The sequence below is a fragment of the Microbispora sp. H10949 genome, assembly GCF_014161435.1.
GTDB classification, from domain to species: Bacteria; Actinomycetota; Actinomycetes; order Streptosporangiales; family Streptosporangiaceae; genus Microbispora; species Microbispora triticiradicis.
The window spans coordinates 901718-926563 of sequence record NZ_JABBWZ010000001.1; the positions used below are offsets into that span (position 1 = coordinate 901718).

18 protein-coding genes are annotated in these 24846 nt (G+C 73.3%); 11 read left to right on the forward strand and 7 right to left on the reverse strand.

Annotated elements, in window-relative coordinates; genetic code table 11:
• Window positions 1–43: 43 nt before the first annotated feature.
• Window positions 44–1420: an alkaline phosphatase D family protein gene (locus HHX40_RS03960; protein ID WP_182879422.1), complete on the reverse strand. Its 1377-nt coding sequence runs from the start codon at window positions 1418–1420 to the stop codon at window positions 44–46.
• Between the two features lie 87 nt (window positions 1421–1507).
• Here HHX40_RS03960 and HHX40_RS03965 point away from each other — a divergent pair, with 87 nt between their 5' ends.
• The 4 genes from HHX40_RS03965 (at window position 1508) to HHX40_RS03980 (ending at window position 6735) form a co-directional block, all read left to right on the forward strand.
• Window positions 1508–2188: a TetR/AcrR family transcriptional regulator gene (locus HHX40_RS03965; protein WP_182874869.1), complete on the forward strand. Its 681-nt coding sequence runs from the start codon at window positions 1508–1510 to the stop codon at window positions 2186–2188.
• The gene (locus HHX40_RS03970) at window positions 2185–2865 is read left to right on the forward strand and encodes a DNA alkylation repair protein (protein WP_117409812.1); all 681 of its coding nucleotides are present in this window, start codon (window positions 2185–2187) and stop codon (window positions 2863–2865) included. Before HHX40_RS03965 ends, HHX40_RS03970 begins: the two co-directional genes overlap by 4 nt.
• 149 nt (window positions 2866–3014) lie before the next feature.
• Window positions 3015–5045, forward strand: coding sequence for a serine/threonine-protein kinase (locus HHX40_RS03975; RefSeq protein WP_182879423.1), 2031 nt, complete (start codon window positions 3015–3017; stop codon window positions 5043–5045).
• Window positions 5046–5373: 328 nt separating this feature from the next.
• On the forward strand, window positions 5374–6735 hold the full coding sequence (locus tag HHX40_RS03980; RefSeq protein WP_182879424.1) for a cellulose binding domain-containing protein: 1362 nt from the start codon (window positions 5374–5376) through the stop codon (window positions 6733–6735).
• 45 nt (window positions 6736–6780) lie between these two features.
• On the opposite strand, the gene HHX40_RS03985 is transcribed toward HHX40_RS03980, so the two are convergent.
• Complete coding sequence (locus HHX40_RS03985) at window positions 6781–9036, reverse strand: MMPL family transporter (RefSeq protein WP_182874873.1); 2256 nt, start codon at window positions 9034–9036, stop codon at window positions 6781–6783.
• 485 nt (window positions 9037–9521) lie between these two features.
• Between HHX40_RS03985 and HHX40_RS03990 the strand changes: the two genes are divergently transcribed.
• A complete protein-coding gene (locus HHX40_RS03990; protein WP_182879425.1) occupies window positions 9522–12128 on the forward strand; it encodes a helix-turn-helix transcriptional regulator in 2607 nt (868 codons plus the stop codon).
• A 71-nt stretch (window positions 12129–12199) separates the two neighbouring features.
• Here HHX40_RS03990 and HHX40_RS03995 read toward each other — a convergent pair whose 3' ends face one another.
• A complete protein-coding gene (locus HHX40_RS03995; RefSeq protein ID WP_182879426.1) occupies window positions 12200–13060 on the reverse strand; it encodes an SDR family NAD(P)-dependent oxidoreductase in 861 nt (286 codons plus the stop codon).
• Window positions 13061–13242: 182 nt separating this feature from the next.
• On the opposite strand from HHX40_RS03995, the gene HHX40_RS04000 reads away from it, so the two are divergent.
• From HHX40_RS04000 to HHX40_RS04015, 4 genes are all read left to right on the forward strand, one after another.
• Window positions 13243–14106, forward strand: a complete 864-nt coding sequence (locus tag HHX40_RS04000) for a helix-turn-helix transcriptional regulator (RefSeq protein WP_117409828.1) — start codon at window positions 13243–13245, stop codon at window positions 14104–14106.
• A 48-nt stretch (window positions 14107–14154) separates the two neighbouring features.
• The gene (locus tag HHX40_RS04005) at window positions 14155–15474 is read left to right on the forward strand and encodes an alkyl sulfatase dimerization domain-containing protein (RefSeq protein ID WP_182879427.1); all 1320 of its coding nucleotides are present in this window, start codon (window positions 14155–14157) and stop codon (window positions 15472–15474) included.
• Window positions 15475–15561: 87 nt separating this feature from the next.
• Complete coding sequence (locus tag HHX40_RS04010) at window positions 15562–16386, forward strand: HipA family kinase (protein WP_117409830.1); 825 nt, start codon at window positions 15562–15564, stop codon at window positions 16384–16386.
• Window positions 16383–16790, forward strand: coding sequence for a DUF3037 domain-containing protein (locus tag HHX40_RS04015; protein WP_117409831.1), 408 nt, complete (start codon window positions 16383–16385; stop codon window positions 16788–16790). Before HHX40_RS04010 ends, HHX40_RS04015 begins: the two co-directional genes overlap by 4 nt.
• On the opposite strand, the gene HHX40_RS04020 is transcribed toward HHX40_RS04015, so the two are convergent.
• From HHX40_RS04020 to ispG, 3 genes are all read right to left on the reverse strand, one after another.
• Window positions 16771–17613, reverse strand: coding sequence for a GNAT family N-acetyltransferase (locus HHX40_RS04020; RefSeq protein WP_117409836.1), 843 nt, complete (start codon window positions 17611–17613; stop codon window positions 16771–16773). The genes HHX40_RS04015 and HHX40_RS04020 overlap by 20 nt on opposite strands.
• A gap of 57 nt (window positions 17614–17670) precedes the next feature.
• On the reverse strand, window positions 17671–19452 hold the full coding sequence (locus HHX40_RS04025; protein WP_310737935.1) for an alpha/beta hydrolase: 1782 nt from the start codon (window positions 19450–19452) through the stop codon (window positions 17671–17673).
• Window positions 19453–19583: 131 nt separating this feature from the next.
• Window positions 19584–20750, reverse strand: coding sequence for a flavodoxin-dependent (E)-4-hydroxy-3-methylbut-2-enyl-diphosphate synthase (gene ispG / locus HHX40_RS04030; protein ID WP_182879428.1), 1167 nt, complete (start codon window positions 20748–20750; stop codon window positions 19584–19586).
• Between the two features lie 371 nt (window positions 20751–21121).
• On the opposite strand from ispG, the gene HHX40_RS04035 reads away from it, so the two are divergent.
• Entirely contained in the window at window positions 21122–22240 is a 1119-nt protein-coding gene (locus HHX40_RS04035; protein ID WP_310737936.1) for a lytic polysaccharide monooxygenase auxiliary activity family 9 protein, read from the forward strand.
• A 60-nt stretch (window positions 22241–22300) separates the two neighbouring features.
• Here HHX40_RS04035 and dxr read toward each other — a convergent pair whose 3' ends face one another.
• Entirely contained in the window at window positions 22301–23488 is a 1188-nt protein-coding gene (dxr, locus tag HHX40_RS04040; protein WP_182879429.1) for a 1-deoxy-D-xylulose-5-phosphate reductoisomerase, read from the reverse strand.
• 199 nt (window positions 23489–23687) lie between these two features.
• On the opposite strand from dxr, the gene HHX40_RS04045 reads away from it, so the two are divergent.
• A complete protein-coding gene (locus HHX40_RS04045) occupies window positions 23688–24812 on the forward strand; it encodes a trypsin-like serine peptidase (RefSeq protein WP_182879430.1) in 1125 nt (374 codons plus the stop codon).
• Window positions 24813–24846 lie beyond the last annotated feature (34 nt).

Consider the following 24846-nt stretch of genomic DNA (forward strand, 5'->3'; position numbering starts at 1 on the left):
AGGAAACTTTCCTATTTGCCAGCCCCGGGACGTGCCCGGCGGCTCAGAGATCGGTGCGGTGCAGCCGGTTCTCCCTCACCTCGAAGCCCGCGATCGTGGTCAGCGGGGCGCCGGGCCGGTCCACGAAGGCGACCGCGCGGTAGTCGGCCCGGAAACCGGTCATGTCCGCCGTGCAGGACACGTACCCGTGCCGGCTGTCGAAGAAGGCGATGTGGGGGTTGATGTCGAGGATCTTGCTCGCGTCCGTGATGCCCGGCATGCTCGTCACCGAGGGACCGACGAACTCGGCGCCGAGCGCGCGGGAGGCCGGGTCCGCCCAGTCCGCGCGCACGTCGCAGGCGTACGCGCTGTGCACGTCGCCGCTCAGCACGACCAGCCCGTCCGGGGCGGCGGCCAGCACGCGGGCGCGGGAGTCGGGGTAGCCGTCCCACGCGTCGGCGCTGACGGGTTCGAGCGGGAACCTGCGCTGGGAGAAGAACACCGCCTGCGCCAGCACCTTCCAGCGGGCTGTCGAGCCGCGCAGCCGTTCCAGCAGCCACTTCTCCTGCTCGGGGCCGAGCATGTCGCGTCCCTGGCGGTACTGCCGGGTGTCGGCGAGCAGGAAGTCGGCGACCCGCCCGTACGGCCGCCAGCGGTGGTTCTGCAGGCTCGCGCCGGACGGGCGCACCCGCAGCGGCTGGTGCTCGTAGTACGCCTTGAACGCGGCGGCCCGGCGCTTGAGGAAGGCGGCGGAGGCGCTTCCGTCACCCGGCAGCGCGCCCGCCCAGTTGTCCCGGACCTCGTGGTCGTCGGGGATCGCGAGCCACGGAGCGGCGGCGTGCGCGGCCTGCAGGTCGGGGTCCAGCTTGTAGCGGGCGTAGCGGTTGCGGTACCCGGCGAGCGTGGTGCACTCGGCCGCCGACTCCAGCGGGCGCACCCAGCGGCCGGGCCCGGGGTTCTTCGGCTTGCCGTACTCGTAGATGTAGTCGCCGAGGTGGAGGACCAGGTCGGGCCGTTCGGCGGCGAGATGGCCCAGCGCGGTGAAGTGACCGTGCTCGTAACGCTGGCAGGAGACGAAGCAGAAGCGGACGGGGCCGGTCGAACCCGCGGCGGGAGCGGTCCTGGTGCGGCCCACGCGGCTCACGTGGCCCTCGGCGGAGAACCGGTAGAAGTAGTCGGCCCCGGGCCGCAGCCCGGCCACCCGCACGTGCACGCTGTGCGCCCAGTCGGGCTGCGCGGGCGTGGTGCCGGACTGCACGATCTTCCGGAACGCCTCGTCCTCGGCGATCTCCCACCGCACGGTCACCGACTTGTCCGGCATGCCGCCGGGCCGCGTCGGATGCAGCGGCTCGGGAGCCAGCCGGGTCCAGAGGATCAGTCCGTCGGATAAGGGCTCGCCCGACGCCACCCCCAAGGTGAACGGATACTGCAATTTCGCCATGTGCCCGATCCTGCCGTACCGGCGGCGGTCATGCCGGGAGGTCACGTGCGGCGAGAGTTGCGAACAAGCCCTTGCTCGACGGCCATAATGGGAGCCGTGAACCAGCGTAAGGACTCCGGCGGCACGGCCGTGCCGGTCAGGGCGAGGCGCGGCGGGGCCGGGCCGGCGTCGGAACGACGCGAGCACCTCGTGAGACTCGCCGCCGAGTTGTTCGCGCGCAAGGGCTTCCAGGCCACCACGGTACGGGAGATCGCGCTGGAGGCGGGCATCCTCTCCGGCAGCCTCTACCACCACTTCGACTCCAAGGAGACGATCGTCGACGAGGTGCTGCGCACCTTCCTGGACGATCTGATCACCCGTTACCGGGCCGTGCTGGAACGCCGCGGCGATCCCCACTCGGTCCTGGCGGAGATGGTCCGCATCGGCTTCGGCACCCTGGAGCCGCACCGGGCGGCCATCACCGTCATGCAGAACGACTGGAACTACCTGCGCTCGCTGCCCGGCGACCGGTTCGACTACCTGCTGCGCGCCGAGGACGAGGTGGAGCGCATGTGGGTGGAGCAGATCAGGGCCGGTCAGGCCGCCGGCCAGTTCCGCGACGACGTCGACCCCAAGCTGACCTACCGGATGATCCGCGACACCATCTGGGTGACCGTGCGCTGGTTCCGCCCCGGCGGCAGGCTCGACACCGACCACCTCGCCGACCACTTCGTCAAGCTCCTGTTCGACGGTCTCGCGACCGGAGAGCGGGCGAGCCGGCCGTCATGACACTGCACAAGGCGGTACGCCTCGCGCTGACGGAGGCCGCCGACCCCGCGCGCGCCCTGTCCATGCGGGCGTACATGAAGTCGGAGATGCCGTTCCTCGGGGTCACGGCCGTGCCGCGCCGGGCCCTGCTGCGCCGGCTCTTCACGGAGCACCGGCTCGACAGCGCGCCCGAGTGGCGCAGGGCGGTGCTGGCGCTGTGGCGCGACGCCGAGTACCGCGAGGAGCGCTACGCCGCGATCGAACTGTCCGCGCACCGGTTCTACCGGTCCTGGCAGACGCTGTACACGATCCCGATGTACGAGGAGATGATCGTCACCGGGGCCTGGTGGGACTTCGTCGACGACATCGCCATCCACCGGATCGGCACGCTGCTGCGGTTGTACCCGGAGAGCATGCGCCGCCTGGTGCTGGAGTGGGCGCACGACGCGGACCTGTGGAAACGGCGCGCCGCCATCCTGTGCCAGAACTCCTTTAAGGACGGCACCGACGTCCACCTGCTCTACGCCTGCATCGAGCCGAGCCTGTCGGACACCGACTTCTTCGCCCGCAAGGCCATCGGCTGGGCGCTGCGCGAGTACGCGAGGACCAACCCGCAGGAGGTGCTCCGCTACGTGAAGCACCGTGGCCTCAGCGGGCTGAGCCGCCGCGAGGCGCTGCGGAACCTCCCCGGCGCCTGAGGCCCCGGGTGCCCGGGGCCTCAGTGCGCCCCGTACGGACGACGGCACGCCCGGTCCCCCGGATTACATCCGGGAGGTGACGTTTTTGCTCCGGTGACAACCGCCCTTTCGGGTGAGACCTTGAGTCAGGGCGGATTCAAGGGGGCGTCATGAGGGCCTGGTCGGTACCGGGCTACCGGGAGGTACGGGAACTCGGCGCGGGCGGCGCCGGGCGGGTCGTGCTGGCGACCTACACGACCACCGGCGCCTACGTCGCGATCAAGTATCTGCGCGAGGAACTGCGCCGGGATCCGCACTTCCTGGCCGGGTTCCGGCACGAGGCCCGGGTCATGGTGGAACTGAACGACCCCAACGTCGTGCGCCTGTACGAGTACGTCGAGGCGCGCGACGGCGCGGCGATCGTCATGGAGCTCGTCGACGGCGTCTCCCTGCGCAGGATCCTCGCCGAGCACGGCTCGACCAGTCCCGAGGCCGCGCTGGTCGTGCTGAAGGGCTCGCTGGCGGGCCTGTCGGCCGCGCACGCCGCGGGCATCGTCCACCGGGACTACAAGCCGGAGAACGTGCTGGTCCAGGCCGACGGCGCGAGCAAGCTGTCGGACTTCGGCATCGCCACACCGAGCGGGACGCCGGAGGCCCCCGCCGGCACCCCGCCGTACATGGCGCCCGAGCAGTGGTACGGCGGGCCCGCCGGTCCGGCCACCGACGTCTACGCCGCCACCTGTGTGTTCTACGAATGCCTGACCGGGCGCAGGCCGTACCGCGCGCAGGACATGGCGGTGCTGCGCATGCTGCACCGCAGCGCGCCGGTCCCGGCCGGGGACGTGCCGGCCCCGGTGCGGGCCCTGGTCGTACGGGGCATGGCCAAGAACCCGGCCGACCGGCCGCCGACCGCCCGGGCCTTCGTCGCCGACCTGGAGACGGCGGCGACCTCGGCCTACGGCCCCGACTGGGAGCAGCGCGGCCGCCGTCACCTGGCGGAACTGGCCACCCTGCTCGCGCTGACGTTCCCCCTGGCCACTCCGGCGGTGCCGGTCGAGGTGTCCACGTCGCTCGCCCGGACCGTGCTCGCCGAGCGGCTGACCCGCTTCGCCCCGCGCTTCGCCCTCGGCGCGGTCGTGCTGGCGGCCGTGGTGACCGCGGCGGTGGTCGCCGCCAACCGTCAGATGCCGGTCGCCCAGGGCACCCTGCTCACGCCGCCCCCGCCGCACAGCCTTCCCGCCGCGCCGCCTCCGGACACGGCCGGTCCGGTTCCGCCCGGGGCCACGGAGTCGTACGGCCCCGGCCCCGCGGACTCCACTCCCGAGGACGTCGGCGGTGCGTCCGGAGGCGGCACGGACGGCGACACGGACGGCGACACCGGCGCGGGCACCGGCGGCGGCGGGTCCTCGGCGGCGCCCGGGACGGCGGGGCCGGTCCCCTCTTACATGGGCGCGACGAGATCTCCGAGCCAGGCGCCGTCCCCGAGCCGCGCGCCGTCTCCCAGCCCCGCCCCGCCGCGGGTGACCGGGCTCGGCATCACCTCGTTCGACGGCCAGGCGGTGCTGGTCGACGTGCGGGCGAGCACGACGGGACGGGTGCTGCTCACCGCGCGGTTCGCCTCCGGGCCGTCGCCCGCCGCGCTCGTCGCCGCTCCGCCGCAGACGATCGCGCTGCGGGGCGCCACCTCCTACCGGATGGGTTTCCAGCAGCCCTTCCCCTCCCCCGCGTGCGGGACGACCGTGCACCGCAGGGTCGAGGTGTCCACGGTCCCGGCCGCGCGAGGAGGCGCCGGTACGAGCGTGGCGACCAGGACCGTCGCCGGTCCCCGGTGCCCCAAGCCGGACGTGTCTCCGGCGGTCCCGGGCAACAGCCCCGGTCCGCGCGAGAGCCCCGTGCCGGCCGGAACTCCCGGTGTGCCCGGAACACCCGACGCGCCGAAGACTCCCGATCCACCGAAGACTCCCGAAGCGCCGCGGACTCCCGAAGCGCCGCAGAGCCCCGACAGGCCGCGCACTCCCGGCGTGCCGCAGAACGGGCCGCAGGACACGCCACAGGACACGCCGCAGAGCGCAACACAGACCGCGGCACAGGCCCCGGAGATCGCGCCGCCGACGGCGCGACAGGGGGTACAGCAGGGGGTGTCGCGGAGTCCCGAATCGCCCGTGAAGGCGGAGGCCGGAGAACCCCGGACGGCTGACTGACTTTCGCCGGGACCGGTGAAATATTCACCGGCCGCCCCTCGCCGTTCCGGTGACTCCCGCCGCCCGCGCTCGCGAAGCGCCAGGTCAGTAGCCCTTCACAGGCGCGGCCTGAGCACGGTGTGAGCACGGCGGGCACTCCGCCTCGTTGACGCGTCCGGGTCTGCCCGGGTTGGCTCGCGCTCAGCGCACCAGACCACCTTCCGGGGGCATCGGCGGTCCGAATTGTTAACGCTCACATGAGGCATTCGTGCCGCCGTCGGCGGTCCCCACCAGCGCGTACGCGCAGCAGCAGCGGAGAAACGTACCACTCGGAGAATGGGAAAAGCCTGTGCGACATGACAGCTCTTTTCGCCGGCGGTCGAGCCTGACGGCCGCCGCCGTCGCCGCGCTGCTGACGGCCGGCGCCGGGGTGGCCGGCGTCCACGTCGCGTCGGCGGCGACGGCCGGATGCCAGGTCACCTACACGGTGACCAGCGAATGGCCGGGCGGCTTCGGCGCGAGCGTCGGCATCCAGAACCTGGGCGACCCGGTCAACGGCTGGCGGCTGACCTGGTCGTTCCCCGCCGGGCAGACCATCACCCAGCTGTGGAACGGCACCCACACCCAGTCGGGCTCCCAGGTGACGGTCACCAACGCCTCCTACAACGGCGCCATCCCCACCGGCGGCAGCGTCGCCTTCGGGTTCAACGGAAGCTTCACCGGCTCGAACCCGAAGCCTACGAGTTTCGCCCTCAACGGCGTGACCTGCACCGGCGGCGTCGCCTCCCCCACCGCCTCTCCCACCGCCTCCCCCACCGTCACGCCCAGTCAGACTCCCAGCCAGACCCCCTCGCAGAGCCCTTCGCAGAGCCCGAGCCCGAGTCCCAGCCCGAGCCCGAGCCCGAGCCCGACGCCGAGTGCCACGCCGCCGGACCGCCCGATGATCAACAACAACTTCCCGGTCACGCGTGAGGGGGCGTACGGCACCAACCGCTACACCGTGTTCCGCCCGTCGAACCCCTCCTCCGTCGGGCGCGCGATGCCCGTGCTGGTCTTCGGCAACGGGGCCTGCGCGCACACGAACGGGAGCGAGGTCGTCCAGGCGCTGACGTTCATCGCGGCCCGCGGGTTCGTCGTGGTGGACACGGCGTCGGTCGACGGCTCGCCCAACGGGGTGAACAGCGGGTCGCCGATCCCGTCGCTGCTGACCGACGCGATCGGCTGGGCCGAGCGGGAGAACGCCCGGAGCGGCTCGCCGCTCTACCAGCGTCTCGACCTGTCCCGGGTGGCCACCGCCGGGCACTCCTGCGGCGGGCTTGAGGCGCTGATCGCCGGGCAGGACCAGCGGGTCGACGGCGTGGTCTCCCTCGACAGCGGGTTGTTCGCCGACGGTTCGTTCGGCTACTCGCGCTCGGAGCTGTCCAAGCTGCACACGCCGGTGATGTTCCTGGACGGCGGGCCCTCCGACATCGCCTACGACAACACCCGGGCCAACTACGACCTGGTCAGGGTGCCGGCCGTGCTGGCCGAGCAGTCGCAGGCCGGGCACACCGGGTTCATCACCGGCTCGCAGATGACCGACGGCATGACCGCCGTGGTCCAGTTCCTGGACATGACCCTCAACGGCAACGCCACGGCGCGCTCCTACATCCTCGGCTCCTCGGGCCTGGCGGCGAAGGCGCAGTGGACGGTGCGCAGCAAGAACTTCTGACGCCGGCGTCCCCGCCCCGCCCCCTCGCCGGGCCTGGCGAGGGGGTCAGGGGCGCCGGGCGTGCCGGCCGGCGTCCACGAGCAGGGGCTCCGCCGGCCCGGCGGGCGGAGCGTCCTCCTCGTGGCCCTCGACCGACAGATTCGGCAGCAGGCGGTCGAGCCAGCGCGGAATCCACCAGTTGAGCCGGCCGAGCAGCACCATCGTGGCGGGCACGAGAAAGCCCCGGATCAGGGTGGCGTCGACCGCGATGGCCACCGCGAGCCCGACCCCGAACACCTTGACGAGGGGATCGGGGTAGGCGATGAACGCGGTGAACACCGCCACCATGATCAGCGCCGCGGAGGTGATGACGCGGCCGGTCGACCCGAGCCCCTCGGCCACGGCGGAGCGGTTGTCCCCGCTGCGCGTGTAGGCCTGCCGTACGGAGGTCAGCAGGAAGACCTCGTAGTCCATCGACAGCCCGAACAGCACGGCGAACAGCATGAGCGGCACGTACGTGTCGATGGGCACGGAGAAGAACAGCGTCGCGAGGTAGGACCCGTCGGCCGAGACCGGCGGGTCCATGCCGACCACGCGGCTGCCCAGGCCCTGGGAGAACACCACGGCCAGCGCGCCGAAGGCGGCTCCGAGGGAGACGAGGTTCATCACCGCGGCCTTGACCGCGACCAGGGGCGCGCGGAAGGCCAGCAGCAGGAGCAGGGCGCTGAGCAGCACGACGACGCCGACGACCAGTGGGGTCCTGCTCATCATGCGGTCGCCCGCGTCGGCCATGCCGGCCACCTCGCCGCCGACGTGCAGGCGCGCCCCCGGCACCTGGACGGCCCGCACCCGCTTCACCACGTCGAGGGCCCGCGGGTCGCTCGGCGCGTAGTCGGGGACGACCTGGAACAGCACCGATCGGCCGTCGTCGTTGACCATCGGCGCGGCGACGAACGCGACGCCCTCGATGTGCTCGATCCGCTGTCGCAGCACCTGGACGAGCGGGTCGGGCGGCGTGGAGTCGGCGATCCTCTCGTCCGTCTCGGCGACCGCGATGAGCCCGGCGTTGGCCCCCGGGCCGAAACCGGCCTCGATCAGCTCGTACGCCCGCCGGGCCGACGTGCCCTTGTCGCCGTACCCGTCGTCGAGGGGGCCCAGCTTCATCGTGACGGCCGGGGCGGCGAGCGCCACGAGCACGACGACGGTGACGGCGAGCACCCGCCAGGGGCGGCGCGCCACCCACAGGCCGAGCCTCGTCCAGCCCGTCGCCGGGCCGTCCCGGCGGGCGGCGCGCCCGAAGAACGGCAGCCGCAGCGCGTTGATCCGCTGGCCGAGGATGCCGAGCAGCGCCGGGACCAGCGTGATCGACGTGAGCACGGCGCACACGACCGAGACGCCGGTGATCCAGCCGAGCGTGGCCAGCAGCGGGAACCCGGCGAGCATCAGCGCGCTCAGGGCGATCACGACCGTGCCGCCGGCGAACAGCACGGCGCCGCCGGACGAGGCGGCCGTGCGCCGGACCGCCTCGTGCACCGCGACCCCCCGGGCCAGCAGCGCCCGGTGCCGGGACAGCAGGAACAGGGCGTAGTCGATGCCGACGCCGAGGCCGATCATCGTGGCCAGGATGGACGCCGTCGAGGGCACGTCCACGATGTGACCGAGCAGCCCGATGAGGCCGAGCCCGACGCCGATGCTGACGATCGCGGTGAAGATCGGCACGATCGCGGCGACCAGCGTGCCGAAGGCGAACAGCAGCACCAGCAGCGCGAAGACGACTCCGATGACCTCGCTGACGCCGGTCTTGATCTGCTTGTCGGCGGGAGTGGAGCTGTCGGAGGGGACGACCTCGATGCCCGCGCGGGCCGCAGGAGCGGCGGCCGCGGCGAGCTGTTCGGAGGTCTGCGCGATCTTCGTGGTGTCCTGTCCCCGCAGCCGCACGGTGATGACGCCGATGCGCAGGCTCGGCGACATGCCGCCCACCCGGTACGGCGTCTCCACCTGGGCGACGTGCGGGGTCCGCCGCAGGGCGTCCATCGACCGCTCGACGGCCTTCTTGCGGGCCTTCTCGTTCAGCGTGCCCTTCGGGGTGTACAGGACGAGCTGCACGGTCCCGCCCGGGTCGAACCCGGGGCCGAAGCCCTCGCGCATGAGCTCGTGCGCCCGCTGCGCGTCGGTGCCGGGGATCGCCACGTTGTTGTTGACCGGCCGGCCCCACACCACCGTGCCCGCGGTCAGCAGCCCCGCCGCGAGGACCCACAGCGCGAGCACGAGCAGGCCGTGCCGAGCGCACCATTCGCCGAGCCGCCCAAGAAGCCCGCTCATCGTCGACCGTCCGTCCCCGGGTAGCACGTCACGACGGCCGTACCCTACGGCCGTACAGTACGAGGGTAGAGGCAGGAGATCGGGGGGCGGACGCCACCTTCGCCCTACGCGCCCGTGGTGGTCCGGTTACCCGCCGGCGACATCGGCGGGGCCGGCGACCCCCCGCCCGGGTCTCCCGGCGAGGCGGTCACGGAGTTTCGGAAAAGAACTTTTCATGCGGCTCGCCTGGCCGATCCCTCCCCCGTGACCCGCGTGCGCGCCGGGCCGCCCAGGGTGTGGCGCGGTCAGGGGCGGTCCGGCCCACGAACACACCCCCGCAGGTGATCGGACAGACTCCGCCGCCGCCGTCGCGGCGTTCGAATTCTGATATCCATATCCCCTTGCGATCACCGCCGGGGCGCGTCACATTTCGTGTGAACGTTCAACCTTTATGCCGCGTCCTAGGAACACCAGCGGACCCGATGTGAAGGGGGTGACGGCCAGCCGTGGACGTACCGGCCGTCGGGGAGGGCCGCGCGGGCGCGCTCGGCCAGGTGGTCTCGGCCCTGTCGAGCACCCCCCGGACCGTCCTCATCGTCGGCGAGCCCGGAATCGGGAAGACCCGCCTGCTCGGCGAGGCGGCGGCGCGGCTGGAGGGCTTCCGCGTGCTGCGCGGCCGGGCGCGGGAACTGGACGGCGGACGGGCCTACGCTCCCCTGGTCGACGCCCTGGGCTCGCTGCGCGGCGAGGTGGCCGGTGTCCTGTCCGACCTGCTGGAGGCGATCGACGAGGCGGCGCTCGGGGAGCCCGCCGCCGCGCCCGGCGCGATGGCCGCCAGGCTCCTGGAGTCGCTGCCCGGCCCCACTCTCCTCGCCATCGACGACATCCACCTCGCCGACGCCGACACGCTGAGCGTGCTGCGGGCGCTGCCGCACCGGCACGACTCCGTCGCCATCCTCGGCGCCGCGCGGCATCCGCCCGCTCTCGACGTGGACCTGTCCGTACGGCTCCAGCCGCTGACCATGCCCGAGGTGGCGGAACTGGTCACCACGCTGCTCGGCCGTACGCCGAGCGACGCCGTCCTGCGGCGGATCCACGCGGTGAGCCGGGGCAACCCGTGGTTCGCGCAGGAGGCGGTGCTGACGCTGGTGCAGGGCGGCGCGGTGCGCTCGGCGGACCCGGGGGCCCGGCGCGGCGCGATCCTCAGCCGGCTGTTCCAGCGCGACCGGGGCGGCCGCGACCTCGCCCGCGTGCTGGCCGCGCTGTCGCGGACCAGGGAGGCCGCCGACCTGGCGGCGCTCGCCGAGCTGGCCGGGCTGCGCCCGGAGCAGGCCGAACGCGCCTTCGAGGCCCTGGTGCGGGACGGCGTGGTCGCCCGGAGCGGCGACGGCTACGCCCTGGCCCACCCGCTGGTCGCCGAGGCGCTGTACGACGACCTCGGCCCCGCGGGGCGGCGGGACGTGCACCGCCGCATCGCCGACATGCTCGAAGGCGACGGGCTGACCGGCACCCGGCGCGTGCTGGAGTGGGCCACGCACATGGCCGAGGCCGGCCCGCCCGCGCGGGCCCTGCCGGCGGTGCTGCGGGCGGCCGACCTGACCCGCTGGACCGCGCCGCTGTCGGCCGCGCACTGGTACGGCAAGGCCGCCGAGCTGTCCCCCGAGCCGGGCGAGCTGCTGGCCAGGCAGGCCCTGGCCTACTGGAAGGGCTCGCGGCCCGCGCTGGCGCTCAACTCGGCCCAGCGTGCCCTCGCCGTGCTGCCCGCCGGGCGGCGCCGCACCCAGGCCGCGTACACCGCCGTCGGCGCGGCGCACGCCATGGGGTGGTACGAGGTGGCGCTCGACGTGGCCCGCCGCCAGATCCCGAAGGCCGACGACGCCTCGGCGCTGCTCGCCCAGCAGGCACTGGTCAGCGCGGAACTGGGCCGCCCCAGCCGCGACATCGCCCGCCGCGCCTGGGAGAGCGTCGCCGACTGCCCTCCGCAGGACCGGGCGATCGCGGTGGGCTGCCTGGCGATCCACGCGCTGGTGCGGGGCGACTGGGCCGAGACCCAGCGGGCGGTCGACGAGCTGCTCGCCTTCGCCGCCGCGCTGCCGCCCGGCGCCCGCCTCGCGTCCCTGGAGTCGGCGGCGCACGTGCTGGCGGCGGCCGGGCAGCGTGCCCGCGCCGCCGAAGTGCTGGAGCAGGCCGAGCAGATCCACCGCGGGCTCGGCTGGCACGACATCGCCGGGCAGCACGTGCGGACCGTCGCGGTCATCCGGCGGCTCGGCGGCGACTGGGACCGCGCGCTCCAGGAGATCGCGGTCGCGGCCCGGGGGCTGGCCGAGGCGGGCCTGCTGGAGAACCTCGCCCTGCTGCGCAACATGGAGATCGACATCCTGCTCGACCAGGGCAGGCTGGAGGAGGCCGAGCGGGTCCTCGCCGAGCCGCCGCCCGGCTGCGCCATGCAGGACGGCCTGCGCTGCACGTTCCGCGCGCGCCTCGCGCACGCCCGGGGCGACCTCGCCGCGGCGCGGCGCGAGCTCGGCCGGGCGCTCGCCTGCGACGTGCCGGACGTGGTGCACCGGGCCCTCGCCGTACAGGTGTTCATCACGGGATCGGCGGGTGACGACGCGGCCTGCCGGGCGGCGGCCGCCCGGCTGGACGAGCGGTCGGCGAACGGCAGCCCCCGGACCCTGCTGGCCGCCGACCTTGCGGTGGGCTGGGCTTTCCGCAAGCCCGCCCGGGCCGGCGCGGCGCTGGAGCGGGCCCGGGCCGACGGCCTGCCGTTCGAGGAGGCCCGCGCCCGGCTGATCCTCGGCGCGCTGGGCGACCCGGCGCAGCTCCCCCGCGCGCACACCATCTTCACCCGGCTCGGCGCGGCTCCCTGGGCGGAGATGTCCGGGCGCCGCCTGCGGGAGGCCGGGATGGTCCCCGAACCCGAGGGCCGCCTCACCCCGGGCGAGCGCCGCGTCATCGAACTGGTCGCGGGCGGCCTGAGCAACCCCGAGATCGCCGAGGAGCTGCACTACAGCCGCAAGACGGTGGAGGTGTACCTCACCCGGGTCTACGCCAAGACCGGGCTGCGGTCCCGCGTGGAGCTCGCCCTGGCCGTCGCGCGCGGCGAGCTGTGACCGTCCTTCGACCACGGGCGTGTCCCCGGCGGCTGGACGACGCCGGCGAGATGCCGCACACCCGGCCGTGATCAGGCGGCGGGGAAGTCGGTGGCGGGCGCGCTGAGAGCGGTGGCCTCGACGTTCGCCCGCAGGGCCTCGACCTTGGCCACGGCGTAGGAGTGGGCGTCCGAACCGAGCAACTGCCGCAGCGGGCCTTCCCCGGCCAGGACCCGCCCGATGATCGCGCGGGCGCCCATGACCGGGTCGCCGAGCTGGCTGCCCTGGAGCTTCAGGTGATCGAGGATCATCTCGCGGATGGCCGGGTAGTGCGCGGTCGTCTCCGCGGGCAGGACGAGGCTGTCCGCGCTGAGGAAATCGGTGCGGAAGTAGCCGGGCTCGACGATGGTGACCTCGACGCCGAACTCCGCCACCTCGGCGGCGAGCGCCTCACTCAACCCCTCCAGCGCGAACTTCCCGGCGCAGTAGAGGGCCCAGCCCGGGACGGCGGTCAGGCCCAGGATCGAGGACACGTTGACGATATGGCCACCTCGTTGCCCGCGGAGGATCGGCAGGGCGGCACGCAGCACGTTCCACACGCCCACGACCTGGACGTCGAGCATGTCGCGGACCTCGCGGTCCCCGGTCTCCTCCACCGCGGCCAGGAATCCGTAGCCCGCGTTGTTGACGACGACGTCCAGGCCGCCGAAGCGTCCGGTGGTCTCCCGGACCGCCCGGCTGACCGCCTCCTCGTCACGCAGGTCGACGGTGAGCGGAAGAAGGCGCGACATCTCGATCCCGCCGCCGAGTGCGGCGAGCAGCCGCTCCGGCGACCGCGTCGTCGCGGCGACCTGGTCTCCGCGCTCCAGTATCTGCCTGACCAGTTCGAGGCCGAGGCCGCGGGAGGTGCCGGTCACGAACCACGTGGCAGGCCGGTCTGCTGGGAAGCTCATGGTGATCCTCTCGAATGTCGCGAGTGGCGCCGGCCGGGAGGCCCCCAGGACCGGCACAGCACCAGCTTCCTTCGCCGCGACCCGCCGTGGACGTCCATAGCGCGCCCTGCGCAACCGCGCACCGGGCAACCTAGGACGCACCGGACCACCCAGGAACGCGCGGCAGCGTGGACACTGGATCCGTGGCCGGAACCAACCGTGAGCTCGCCGACTTCCTCAGACGCGCCCGTGGCCAGGTCGACCCCTCGCGGGCGGGCCTGCCCCCCGACGGCCGCGTGCGACGCGTCCCGGGCCTGCGCCGCGAGGAAGTCGCTCTCCTGGCCGGAGTCTCGACCGACTACTACGCACGCCTCGAACAGGGCCGGCGCATCGTCCCCTCGACGACCGTCGTCGAGGCCATCGGCCGTGCTCTAGGGCTCGACGACGCCGGACGCGCGCATCTGCACGACCTCATGGGGATGACCGCGGCCCCCGTCCGGCGCCGAACTCGCGGCGTCCAGCGCGTGCGCCCCGGGCTCTACCAGCTCCTCGACGCCCTCGACGGCGAGCCCGCCCTCGTCCTCGGCCGCCGCACCGACGTGCTCGCCGCCAACGCGATGGGGAAAGCCCTGTTCACGGACTTCGACCGGATGCCGCCGAGGCGGCGCAACTACGCGCGATGGATGTTCCTCGACGACGCCCGATCGCTGTTCGTGGACTGGGAGGTCCAGGCACGCGCCGTGGTCGAGAGCCTGCGGCTCGACGCGGGCCGCGACCCGGACGACCAGGCCACCGTCGCGCTCATCGCCGACCTGCGCGAGCACAGCCGTGAGTTCGCCCACTGGTGGGAGCAGCACCGCGTCCACCAGCGCACCCACGGCTCCAAACGCCTGCGGCACCCTCTCGTCGGCGAGCTGACCGTCGAGTACGAGACCCTCTCCCTGCCCGGAGACCCGGAGACGACGCTCTTCGTCTACACTGCCGAACCCGGCTCGTCCTCGAAACGCGCCCTGGACCTTCTCGCGAGCTGGACCGCCGAGACCCTGGCGGTTCGCCGCGGACATTAGGGATCTCCCTACTGGGCGTCGCGCGCGCGGAGGGCCAGGCTCGGGAGCATGGAGTCACCGATCCTTCGGTTCGCCGACGCGGTCTGGCGTGGTTCGGTGCGTCCCGAGGACGTGCCCGTCTCCGATCTGCGCCGGGACGGGGTGCAGGAGATCGCCTACGGTGTCGCGATGTGGCCCGCGTGCGGGAACGTCTACGTGGTCCGGGGCGAGGACGGGCTGGCTCTCTTCGACACGGGCGACGCCCACGAGGCGTCGCCGTCCTACCGAGCGATCAGGAAGTGGTCGGCCGAGCCGCTCAAGTACGCGATCTTCTCGCGGGGCAGGGCCGACCGGCTGGCGGGCCTGGAGGAGTTCGACGCCGAACCCGGCCCGCGGCCGCTGGTGGTGGCGCAGGAGGGACTGGTGCGCCGGCTCACCCAGCAGGGCAGGACGGCCGGCTACAACGCCACCGTCGACCTGCGCGAGCAGGGGTTCCCGCGGGTGGTCTGGCCGCTGCCGCACCGGCTGCCCGACCTGACCTACCGCGACCGGCTGTCGCTGTCGCTGGGCGACGTCACGTTCATGCTCACCCACGCCCACGGCGCCACGGACGACGCCACCTGGGCGTTCCTGCCGGAGCGCGGGGTGCTGCTGACCGGGGACCTGTTCGGCTGGACGGTGCCGGGCGCGGGCGACCCGCAGCGGGTCCAGGGCTACCCCGACGAGTGGGCCGTGGCCCTCCGCGCCATGGCCGCGCTCGACGCGGACCTGCTCCTCCCCGGCCGGGGCCTGCCGATCTGCGGCGCCGCCCGGGTGCGCCGGGCGCTCGCCGACACCGCCGACTACCTCGACAGCCTGGTGGAGCAGACGCTCGACCTGATGAACTCCGGCGCCCGGCTGGACGAGATCCTGCACGAGGTCAAGCCGCCGCCCGCGCTCGCCGCACGCGTCTACCTGCAGGAGCACCACGACGAGCCCGAGTTCATCGTGCGCAACATCTGGCGGCTGCACGGCGGCTGGCACGACGGCAACCCGGCCAACCTCAAGCCCGCGCCGGACGCGGTGTTCGCCCGCGCGGTCGCCGAACTGTCCGCGGGCGCGGCGTCGGTCGCGGGGCGTGCCGTCTCCGCTGCGGCCGACGGCGACCTGCGCCTCGCCTGCCAGCTCGCCGAGCTCGCCGCCCAGGCCGAGCCCGACGACCACCAGGTCCACGAGATCAGGGCCCTCGTGTACGCGCTCCGAGTGCAGCAGGAGCCTGGAACCATCGCCCGCGGCGTCTACGCCTGGGCCGCCGCCGAGTCACGCAGCAAGATCACCGGCCTGGACCTCCTCGACGTCTACCACGACGTCACCGAGGGCCGGGTGTGGTGGCTGCCGGTCGCCAACTGAGGCCGGCACCGACGACGTCGTCCGTCACGACGGCCGGCGGGCGCCTGGAGGGGAGCGCCCGCCGGCCCTGCCGGTAACCTTCCTGTCGTGCTCGAACAGATCACGGCGACGCGGTACGTCGCGCCGCTGCGCGAGGGCGGCTCGCTGCCCGGCGTCGTCGAGGCCGACGACCTCGGCACCTACGTCGTGAAGTTCCGCGGCGCGGGCCAGGGCAGGCGGGTGCTCGTCGCCGAGATCGTCTGCGCCGAGATCGCCCGGCGGCTGGGCTTCGCCACGCCGGAGCTGAAGGTCGTCGACGTCGATCCCCAGCTCGGCGCCCGTGAGCCCGACGAGGAGATCCAGGACCTGCTCACCGCGAGCGCCGGGCACAACCTCGCGATCGACTTCCTGCCCGGCGCGCTGGGCTTCGACCCGCTCGCCTGGCAGCCCGACGCCGGGTTCGCCTCCCGGGTGCTGTGGTTCGACGCCTTCGTGCACAACGTGGACCGGAGCTGGCGCAACCCCAACCTGCTGGTGTGGCACGGCGGGGTGTGGCTGATCGACCACGGCGCGGCCCTGTGGTTCCACCACAACTGGCCGACGGCCGACCCCCGCCGCCGGTTCGACGGCCGCGACCACGTGCTCGCGCCGTTCGCGACCCGGCTCGGCGAGGCCGACGCCGACCTCGCCGGGCGCGTCACCCGAGAGCTGCTCGACGAGGTGACCGCGCTGGTGCCGGACGAGTGGCTGGAGGACGAGCCGGGCTTCGCGGACGCGGAGGCCGTACGGCGGGCCTACACCGAGCACCTGCTCGCCCGGGTCGCCGGGCCGCGTGACTGGCTGCCGGACCCGGGCGAGGCCCCCGCCCCGCGCGGCGAGCGGGGCGCGACGATCGGCGGCTTCTGGCGGGCCGCGCGGGAGGCCGGACGATGAGCGGGCGGGACGTCTACGAGTACGCGGTGATCCGCGTGGTGCCGAGCGTCGAACGGGGCGAACTGGTCAACGCCGGCGTCATCCTCTACTGCCAGCCACGCGGCTATCTGTGCGCGCGGGCCGAGCTGGACGAGTCCCGGCTGCTCGCGCTGGGCGCCCCGGTGGACCTCCCCGGCGTGCGGCTGGCCCTGGCGGCGTACGAGCGGGCCTGCGGCGAGGAGGCGGGGCCGTTGTGCGGGGAGCCGCTCGGCGCCCGGTTCCGCTGGCTCACCGCGCCGCGCAGCACGGTCGTGCAGACCGGGCCGGTGCACGCCGGGCTGACCGGCGACCCGGCCGCCGAACTGGAGCATCTGCTGACCCGGCTGGTCAGGCCGCCGGCCGCGATCAGAACAGCACGGACATGAACGAGTCGACCTCCTGGAAGCCCACCTTGCGGTAGACGGCCCTGGCCGGGAGGTTGAAGTCGTTCACGTAGAGGGTGACGACCGGGGCGAAGTACTTCAGCGCCTGCTCCACCACCGCGGCCATGCCCGCCACGGCGTGGCCCCGGCCGCGCAGGTCCGGGTGGACCCACACGCCCTGGATCTGGCAGGCGTGCGGCGTGACCGCGCCGATCTCCGCCTTGAAGACCACCTGGCCGTCGTCGATCCGGGCGTACGAACGCCCGATGCGGATCAGTTCGGCGACCCTCGACCGGTAGAGCGCGCCGCCGTCGCCGTTGTCCGGCGAGACGCCCACCTCCTCGGTGAACATCGCGACGCACGCGGGCAGCAGGATGCCGAACTCCTCGGGGCGGACCCGCCGTACGAGCGGGTCCGGCTCGACGGCGGGCGCGGAACCCGTGGCCATGACCGGCTGGGCCGACCGGATCGCGCGGGCGACGCCCCAGTGGGGTTCGAGCCGCTCCCAGAGTTGTCCGACGGCGGCGGCCGGGCCGACGATGGACGAGCAGCGGCGGCCCTGCCTGCGCGCCCGTTCGGCGAAGGCGTGCACGGCCTCACGGGTGGCGTTGACGGGCACCAGGTTGGCCCCCGCGTAACACAGGGACACCAGCCCGCCGCGCGGACCGTATCCCCACATCTGGCCGCCCAGCCGCGAGGGGCTGAGGCCGACGGCCCTGACCCTGGCCGCTACGAACACGTTGGCGACCGGATCGGTGTCGAGGAGCGTCAGCACCTCGTCCCGATCACCGTCGTCGAGCACGCGCGACGCCGATGTGCGCAGCATCACGGGCCCAGCCTACGCGAAGGGTTCACGTTTGGGATGTATCGGCCCGCCCGGGCCTCACCGCCGTACGGCGGATTCGTGAGCGGCCGCGCCGGGCGCCGTCGCCATGTCCACGGGCGCCGCCCTCGGCGAGGGGTCGGCCGGGCAGCTCGCGCCGGTTCCCCGCGCGCCTCTGCGCTGCGGCGGCGCCGTCGCGTCCCGCAGGTAGGCGGCGAGGTACCGATCGACACAGGCGTTCCCGGCGAGGGACACGCCGTGGTTGCCGCCGCCCGAGGTGACCAGCCGCGCGGTCGGGAACCGGCGGCGCATCCGCAGCGCCCCTTCATACGGCGTGGCGGCGTCCCGCTGGGCCTGGATCAGCAGGATCGGTGGCAGCTGCGCGGTGCCCACCTTGACCGGCGTGCCGCCCTTCTCCGGCCAGAAGGCGCACGGCGCGTTGTAGACGGCGTTGGGCCAGGCCATGAACGGCGCCTCCGCGTGCAGCCGCCGCGTGTCGTCGTGCCAGCGGGCCCAGGACCGCGGCCAGGGCGTGTCGCGGCACTCCACCCCGAGGTAGACGGCGTAGGCGTTCTCCTTCTCCGCGTCGATCTCGGCCTCGCTGTGGAAGAGCCGCACCAGGATCGAGGGGTCGCCCCGGTGGACGTAGGCCGAGAAGGCGGCGGCGAGGTACGGCCAGAGCCGGTCGGTGTAGGCGCCGTTGGAGAACACGTCGTCGAGCTCGCTCGGGCCGACGACGCCGCCCGCCGGGCGGTCCCGCAGGCGGGCGCGCAGGGCGTACCAGGCGTAGGAGACCGCGGCCTGGCTCGCGCCCAGCCGGTAGACGTCGTCGTGCCCGGCCAGCCAGGCGAGGAAGTCGCGGTGGCGCCGGTCGAAGCTGCGGTCCTGGGCGATGTTGGCGTCGTACCAGTCGACATCGGGGTCGACGACGCTGTCCAGCACGAGCCGTCGCACCCGCCGGGGGAACAGGGTGGCGTAGACGGCGCCCAGATAGGTGCCGTACGAGTAGCCCAGGTAACTGATCCTGTCCTCGCCGAGGGCCGCCCGGATCGCGTCCATGTCCCGCGCGTTGTTCTCGGTGGTCAGGTAGGGCAGGAACCAGGCCCAGCGGTTGCCGCAGCCCTCGGCGTACTGCCGGGCCCGGCCCGCCAGCACCTGCTCGTCGGCGTCGTCGCGCGGCACGTTGTCGGGGCGGGGCGCGGCGAAGAAGCGCGCCGGGTCGACGCACGACAGCGCGGGCCTGCTGGGGGCCACCCCGCGCGGGGCGAAGCCGACGACGTCGAACCGCGCGGCGACGTCCGCGGGCAGCCGGGCCGCCACGTACCCCGCCAGGCTCAGGCCTTCGCCGCCCGGCCCGCCCGGGTTGACCAGCAGCACGCCGAGGTGGTTGCCGTCGCGGGAGACCGTGCCCCGGATGCGGTTGAGCGCCAGCGAGATCCGCTGGCCGTACGGCTCGGAGTAGTCGAGCGGGACGTCGAGCGTGGCGCACTCCTGCCCGGGCTCCCGCCGCGCGCCCCCTCGTGACGCGTCGCGCGACGTCCGGGAGGCGGCGGAGTCCAGCAGGCCGCCGGAGGACGTCTCGCCGAGGGCGTCCTGGGAGGGGCAGGGCCGCCACTCCAGGGGCCGCTGCGGCGGCCCCCAGCGGCCGGCCCAGTGGTCGGCTCTGTGGTCGGCTCTGTGGTCGGGCCGGTGCTCGGCTCCGTGCCCGGCTCGGTGCTCGCCCCCCTGCTCGCCCCACGGCCGCTCCCGCGGCGTCGCGCCCTGGGCCGCCGCCCCTCCCGGTACGGCGAGCCCGGCGACCAGAGCCGCCACTCCCGCGACCACACCAACGACCCGCTTCACCGGCAACGCTCCTCTGCTCCTGTACGGCAGAGGCAAGCCTCGCGGTGTGATCGCGGCGCTACGCCCGGTACTACCCGGTCATTGCCATTGTGTAGTCAGAGTATTGCTTGTTGTAACGACTCGCCTCTTGGTCAGCGGACGACGACCTCGGGGCCACCGGCCTCGTCGTCGTCGAGGTCCACGTCGATGCCCATCTCCTCGGCCAGGCGCAGGGCCTCCTCGATCAGGGTCTCGACGATCTGCGACTCGGGCACGGTCTTGATGACCTCGCCCCTGACGAAGATCTGGCCCTTGCCGTTGCCCGAGGCGACGCCGAGGTCGGCCTCGCGGGCCTCGCCGGGTCCGTTGACCACGCAGCCCATCACGGCCACGCGCAGCGGCACCTTGAGCCCGGTCAGCCCGGCCTGGACCTGTTCGGCGAGGGTGTAGACGTCGACCTGCGCGCGCCCGCAGGACGGACAGGAGACGATCTCCAGGCCGCGCTCGCGCAGGCCCAGCGACTCCAGGATCTGGGCGCCGACCTTGACCTCCTCCACCGGGGGCGCCGACAGCGACACCCGGATGGTGTCGCCGATGCCCTCGGCCAGCAGCGCGCCGAAGGCCACCGCCGACTTGATCGTGCCCTGGAAGGCCGGCCCCGCCTCGGTCACGCCCAGGTGCAGCGGGTAGTCGCACTGCTCGGCCAGCAGCCGGTAGGCCTGGATCATCACGACGGGGTCGTTGTGCTTGACAGAGATCTTGATGTCGCGGAAGCCGTGCTCCTCGAACAGCGAGCACTCCCACAGCGCCGACTCCACCAGCGCCTCGGGGGTGGCCTTGCCGTACTTCGCCAGCAGGCGCGGGTCGAGGGACCCGGCGTTGACGCCGATCCGGATCGGCACGCCGGCGTCGGAGGCGGCGCGGGCGATCTCGCCGACCTTGTCGTCGAACTTCTTGATGTTGCCCGGGTTGACCCGCACCGCCGCGCAGCCGGCCTCGATGGCGGCGAAGACGTACTTCGGCTGGAAGTGGATGTCGGCGATGACCGGGATCTGCGACTTCCTGGCGATCGCCGGCAGCGCGTCGGCGTCGTCCTGGGACGGCACCGCGACGCGGACGATCTGGCAGCCGGCCGCGGTGAGCTCGGCGATCTGCTGGAGTGTGGCGTTGACGTCGGCGGTCAGCGTGGTGGTCATGGACTGCACCGAGACCGGCGCGTCCCCGCCGACGGGGACCGACCCGACCATGATCTGACGCGACACCCGCCGCTTCGCGATCGGCCGGGTCCGTACGGCGGGAATCCCGAGATCAACAGACATTTCTGCACCTTGTTTGATAGGCGATGCCCGATGGGGGGCCCTCCCAGTCTAAGGAGTGCCGCGAGGGCGGGTGGCCCGAAACCTTTTCACGACGAATGAAGGTTTCATGACCGGCGGCTGATGAAAACGGTCCCACCTGCACGGACGATCGACGCCGCGGCGACCGGGGTGGGCGGTGACACAAGGCCGACCTACAGTCCGAACAGCGCGAGTGCTCTCGCACCACCACCAATCAGGTCGGTTAGTCAGAGGCTGTCCCCCGGGGCCGACGTGCTCGCGCCGTCGGCGGTGCCGTGCTGCACCACGAGTGCGGCAGCCATGACCACGCGAAAGGGTAGCCCGTGGGAAGACCACGAAGAACACCATCGAAGGTGACGATCGGCGTGATCGTCGCCGCGCTGTCCGCCCTCGTCTCCGCCGTCGTCCTCAGCTCGCCCGCGAACGCGCACGGCGCCCCGATGACCCCCGGCAGCCGCACCTACCTGTGCTGGAAGGACGGCACCACCTCGAGCGGTGCCATCCAGCCGAAGAACCCGGCCTGCGCGGCCGCGGTCGCCAAGGGCGGGACCAACGCGCTGTACAACTGGTTCGCCGTGCTCCGCTCGGACGGCGCGGGCCGGATGTCCGGCTTCATCCCGGACGGGCAGCTGTGCAGCGGCGGCGCGATCGTCTACGACTTCAGCGGTTTCGACCTCGCCCGCAACGACTGGCCGGTCACCCACCTGACGTCCGGCGCGACCATCCAGTTCAAGTACAACAAGTGGGCGGCGCACCCCGGCACGTTCCGGTCGTACATCACCAAGGACTCCTGGAGCCCGACCCGCGCGCTGGCGTGGAGCGACCTCGAGTCGACGCCCTTCGACAGCGTCACCAACCCGCCGAGCGTCGGCTCGGTGGGCACCGAGGACGGCCACTACTACTGGGACGCCCGTCTGCCCTCGGGTAAGAGCGGCCGCCACATCATCTACACCGTGTGGCAGCGCTCGGACAGCAACGAGACGTTCTACAGCTGCTCCGACGTCGTCTTCGACGGCGGCAACGGCGAGGTGACGGGCGTCGGCCAGACCGGCACCAGCACCCCCACCCCGCCCGTCTCCCCGTCGGCCTCGCCCAGCATCACGCCCAAGAACTCGCCGACCCCGCCGGTGAGCCCGTCCGCGTCCCCGTCCACGTCCCCGTCGAGCGGCGGCCCCGGTGGCTGCTCGGCGACGTACAAGGTCGTCAGCTCGTGGGGCGGCGGCTTCCAGGGTGAGGTGACGGTGAAGGCCGGCTCCTCCTCCATCGGCGGCTGGACCGTCAGATGGACCCAGCCGAGCGGTGGCACGATCACCCAGGTCTGGAACGGCACGCTGAGCCAGTCCGGCGGCAACGTCAGCGTGCAGAACGTGAACTACAACGGCAGCCTCGGCGCCGGCGCCTCGACCACCTTCGGCTTCCTGGCCAACGGTACGAGCAGCGGCACCCCGTCGCTGACCTGCTCGGCGGCCTGACCCGCCCGACCGCGGCGCGGCCCGCCTGACCCGGGTCGCGCCACGGTCTCAGGGACGGTCTCAGCGCGTGAGCTCGGCCGCCCGCGCCCTGGCCCAGGCGTCGGCGTCGAGGACCTCCTCGACGGACGACGCGGGGCCGGGGTCGTGGGCGGCCACCACGCGTTCCACGGTGTCCACGATGCCGGGGAACGGCAGGGCGCCCTTCAGGAACGCCTCCACGCACACCTCGTTCGCGGCGTTGTAGACCGCCGGGGCCGTACCGCCCAGGGTGCCGACGTGCCGGGCCAGCGCGACGGCGGGGAACGCCTCGTCGTCGAGCGGCTCGAAGGTCCAGGTGGAGGCGGTGGACCAGTCGACCGGCCGGGCCGCTCCGGGCACCCGCTCGGGATAGGCCAGCGCGAGCGAGATCGGCAGCCGCATGTCGGGCGGGCTCGCCTGCGCGACCGTCGAGCCGTCCACGAACTCCACCATCGAGTGGATGATCGACTGCGGGTGGACCACCACCTCGATCCGGTCGAACCCGATGTCGAACAGCAGGTGGGCCTCGATCACCTCCAGGCCCTTGTTGACCAGGGTCGCCGAGTTCACGGTGATGACCGGGCCCATGGACCACGTCGGGTGGTTGAGCGCCATCTCGGGCGTCACGTCCGTCAGTTCGGCCCGCTTCCTGCCCCGGAACGGGCCGCCGCTCGCCGTCACGACCAGCCGCCGTACGGCCGCCGGAGCGGCTCCGCCGGGACCGGCCGCCCACAGGCACTGGGCGAGCGCGGAGTGCTCGGAGTCGACCGGGATGAGCCGCCCCGGCCCGGCCAGCCGCTTGACCAGCGGGCCGCCCACGATCAGCGACTCCTTGTTGGCCAGCGCGAGCACCCGGCCCGCCTCCAGCGCCGCGAGGGTGGAGGTGAGCCCCAGCGCCCCGGTGATGCCGTTCAGCACGACGTCGCAGGGCGACGCGGCGACCTCCGCCACCCCCTCGGGGCCCGCCAGCACGCGGGGCCGCGCCCCGGCGGCGGCGAGCGCCTCCCGCAGCGCGGGCACGGCCGCCGGGTCGGCGACGGCCACCGTCTCCGCCCCCGTCTCGGCCGCCTGCCGCGCGAGCAGGTCGGCCCGCCCGCCGCCCGCCGCGAGCGCGGTCACCCGGAACCTTCCGGACGCGTGGGCGACGACGTCGAGGGCCTGGGTGCCGATGGAGCCGGTAGAGCCCAGCACGACGACTGACCGGGGCTGCGGCGAGGATTGGGAGCTCATCCCCTCATTGTCGCCGAGACGACAACCGCGACGGCATCCGCGTCGCCCTTCCGTTCCGCCGTACGGAACAGCCGATGCGGCGGAGAAACCAGTACATCTATGCCGGAATCTGCCCATAACCGTATAGGCGGATCGTGAGAAATCCAGCCGGAGGCGTCGCTACCTTCCCGCGTCAGGACATCCCGACACGGAGGTAGGCATGCACCCCTCGGCACGACGTCTCGCGGCCCCCACTGTCACGGCCGCGGGGGCCATCGCGGGGGCTATGGTCCTCGCCGCCTTACCCGCCGTGCCCGGCGCCGCGGCGACGGCCGCGCGGACCGCCACGGCGGCCGCCGGTCCTCGGCCCGCCGTGCACGACGCGGCCGACACGGCGGCGGAGCAGCGGACGGTCCGGAAGTTCTGGACCACCGCCCGGATGGAGGCCGCCGAGCCGCTGGAGGCACCCGGCACGGGCTCGCGGCACTTCGCCGCCGCGGCCTCCGCCCTTCTCGACGCGTCCGGGGCGAGCCCCGCCGCCGTCGCCCCCACGAGCGCCCCCACGAGCGCCGCCGCGAGCGCGTCCACGCAGGCCGCCGCCTCGGGGGCCGCCGCGGCGGGGTCCTCGGCGTACGTCTCGTCCCGGACCTCCGGGTCGTCCTGGACGGCGGGCGGGACGATCGCGAGGACCACGGGCCGGGTGTTCTTCACGGTGACGACCGGATCGGACGCCGGCCGGAACGCCTCCTGCACCGGCACCGCCGTCACCAGCGCCAACAAGAGCGTCGTGATCACGGCGGGGCACTGCGTGAAGCTGAACGGCGCGTTCCACGCCAACTGGGTGTTCGTGCCGGGCTACGACCAGGGCGACCGGCCCGACGGCACCTGGCCCGCGACCACCCTGCTCACCACCTCCCAGTGGAACTCCGGCGAGAACATGAACTTCGACATCGCCGCCGCCGTCGTGGCGCCCCAGGGCGGCAGGAGCCTCACCGAGGTCGTCGGCGGCCAGGGCGTGGCGTTCAACCAGCCGCGCGGACGCCAGACGTACGCCTTCGGGTACCCGGCCGGCGCGCCGTACGACGGGTCGAGGCTGGTCTACTGCAGCGGGCGCACGTTCGACGACTACCTGTCCTCGGAGGACCAGGGGCTGGGCTGCGGCATGACCGGAGGCTCCAGCGGCGGCCCGTGGCTGGTCAACTTCAACCAGAGCACCGGCGGCGGCATGGTCAACTCGGTGAACAGCTTCAAGTACAACTTCGCGCCCTCTTGGATGTTCGGGCCGTACTTCGGCGCCGAGGCCGAGGCGGTCTACAACACCGCCCAGAACACGGGGCTGTCCTGATTCACGGAAAGTAGCCACGCGGGCACCGATGGTG